Origin of the sequence: uncultured Amaricoccus sp., from assembly GCF_937858865.1 — a bacterium.
In the GTDB taxonomy this organism is placed as follows: domain Bacteria; phylum Pseudomonadota; class Alphaproteobacteria; order Rhodobacterales; family Rhodobacteraceae; genus Amaricoccus.
On the sequence record NZ_CALLYO010000027.1, the window covers coordinates 1 to 2,329 of the forward strand.

The following is a 2,329-nucleotide window of genomic DNA, read 5'->3' on the forward strand; positions in this document are numbered from 1 at the left end:
CCGCCGGGCCTTCGCCGCCCTCGGCCTCGAGGCCGCCTTCGCCCGCGCCGTCGCCGCCGTCGTCCAGCCCGGCGTCGAGTTCGGCCACGACAGCGTCGTCCCCTACGCGCCGGAGAAGGCCCGCGCCCTCTCCGCCGTCCTCGACCGCCTGCCCGGCTTCGTCTTCGAGGCCCATTCCACCGACTACCAGACCCCGGAGGCCCTCGCCGCCCTCGTCCGCGACGGCTTCGCCATCCTCAAGGTCGGCCCCGGCCTCACCTTCGCGCTGCGCGAGGCCCTCTACGGCCTCGACCATATCGCCAGCGCCCTCGACGGCCGCCCGCCGTCGCTGCAGCCCGCCATGGAGGCCCTGATGCTCGCCCGTCCCGAGCACTGGGCGAAATACTACCCCGGCACCCCCGACGAGCAGCGCATCCAGCGCCACTTCTCCTACTTCGACCGCATCCGCTATTACTGGCCCGCCGCCGCCGAGCCCGTCGCCCGCCTCCTCGCCCGCCTCGAAGGCCGGCGCCTCCCCGAGACGCTGCTCAGCCAGTACCTCCCCGGCCTCGCCGGCCCGACGCCGCACGCGCTCCTCCTCGCCGCCGTCCAGCGCGTCCTCGCCCAGTACCACGCCGCCACCAGGGAGACCGCGCATGGATGACTCGCTGAAGGGCAAGGTCGTCGCCATCACCGGCGCCGCCTCCGGCATCGGCCTCGCCTGCGCCCGCCGCTCGCTCGACGCCGGCGCCCGCGTCTTCCTGATCGACCGCGCCGCCCCCGAAACCGACCTCGGCCCGAACGCCCGCCACCTCCGCGTCGACCTGACCAGCCCCGAGAGCGTCGCCGGCATGCTCCCCGCCATCCTCGCCGAGGCCGGCCAGCTCGACGTCTTCCACGCCAACGCCGGCGCCTACATCGGCGGCGACATCCTCGAGAGCGACCCCGACGCCTGGGACCGCATGCTCTCGCTCAACGTCAACGCCGTCTTCCGCACCGTCCGCGCCGTCCTGCCGCACATGGTCGAGCGCAAGACCGGCGACATCATCGTGACGAGCTCCGTCGCCGGCCACGTCCCCGTCCCCTGGGAGCCGATCTACACCGCCTCCAAGCACGCGGTGCAGGCCTTCGTCCACACCGTCCGCCGCCAGGTGGCCCGGCACGGCATCCGCGTCGGCGCCATCGCCCCCGGCCCCGTCGTCACCGCCCTGCTCAAGGACTGGCCGAAGGAGAACCTCGAGAAGGCGATCGCGAACGGCAGCCTCATCGAGCCCGAGGAGATCGCCGAGGCGGTGCACTTCATGCTCACCCGCCCGCGCGGCGTCACCATCCGCGACCTCGTCATCCTGCCCCAAAGCCAGGACATCTGAGCCAGGACATCTGAAGGAAGGCCCCATGTACCTCGACCGCTTCCGCCTCGGGAACGAGACCGCCGTCGTCACCGGCGGCGGCCGCGGCATCGGCCTCTGCTGCGCCGAGGCGCTGGCCGAAGCCGGCGCCCGCGTCGTCCTCATCGAGCGCGACGAGGCCATCGGGGCCGAAGGCCAGGCCGAGCTCGCCGCCAAGGGCTACCGGGCCGAGCTCCTGATCGGCGACGTCGCCGACAGCGCCCGAGTCACCGCGATCGCCGACGAACTCGCCGCCCGCGGCACCCCGGCCACCATCCTCGTCAACAACGCCGGCATCGGCGAGACCGGCATCCCTTCGGAGGAGGTCACCGACGAGAGCTGGCAGCGCACGATGAACGTCAACGTCAACGGCGTCTTCTTCTGCTGCCGGGCCTTCGCCCGCCCGATGCTCGCCTCGGGGCGCGGCGCCATCGTCAACCTCGGCTCGATCTCCGGCCTCATCTGCAACCGCCTGCCGCCGCAGGCCGCCTACAACGTCTCCAAGGCCGCGGTGCACCACATCACCCACTGCCTCGCCGCCGAATGGGCGCCGAAGGGCGTCCGCGTCAACGCCGTCGCCCCCACCTACATCGACACCCCGCTCGTCACCGCCAACCCGCAGAACGCCGAGCGCATCCCCCGCTGGCTCGCCGACACCCCGATGGGCCGCATGGGCAAGCCCGACGAGGTCGCCGCCGCCGTCCTCTTCCTCGCCTCGGACGCCGCCAGCCTCGTCACCGGCGCCGTCCTCCCGGTCGACGCCGGCTTCACCTGCTGGTGACGACTGGAAGTCCGCGCCCACCGCCGAGCACGCCTGCCATCCACGTTCGATGATGGGCGCTCTTTCTCGGGCTACAAATCCGAGGCCTACGGCGATCCGCCGGGGCCGCTGCAACGAAGGCCGCCGGAATTCCTATAACGAATTCAACTGGATGGAACGGGCGCTGGAGCGGGTGATGGGA

The 2,329-nt window shown here is 72.3% G+C and carries 3 protein-coding genes; all 3 read left to right on the forward strand.

Translation table 11 applies throughout. From position 1 onward, the window contains the following. On the forward strand, window positions 1–643 hold a 643-nt coding region (locus Q0112_RS00600), incomplete at its 5' end, for a class II D-tagatose-bisphosphate aldolase, non-catalytic subunit (RefSeq protein ID WP_297970160.1). Next, window positions 636–1,349 (forward strand): SDR family oxidoreductase, encoded by a 714-nt coding sequence (locus Q0112_RS00605; RefSeq protein ID WP_297970162.1) that lies wholly within the window; start codon window positions 636–638, stop codon window positions 1,347–1,349. The genes Q0112_RS00600 and Q0112_RS00605, both read left to right, overlap by 8 nt. Window positions 1,350–1,374: 25 nt before the next feature. Continuing rightward, window positions 1,375–2,148, forward strand: coding sequence for an SDR family NAD(P)-dependent oxidoreductase (locus tag Q0112_RS00610; protein ID WP_297970163.1), 774 nt, complete (start codon window positions 1,375–1,377; stop codon window positions 2,146–2,148). The last annotated feature ends 181 nt before the right edge of the window (window positions 2,149–2,329 follow it).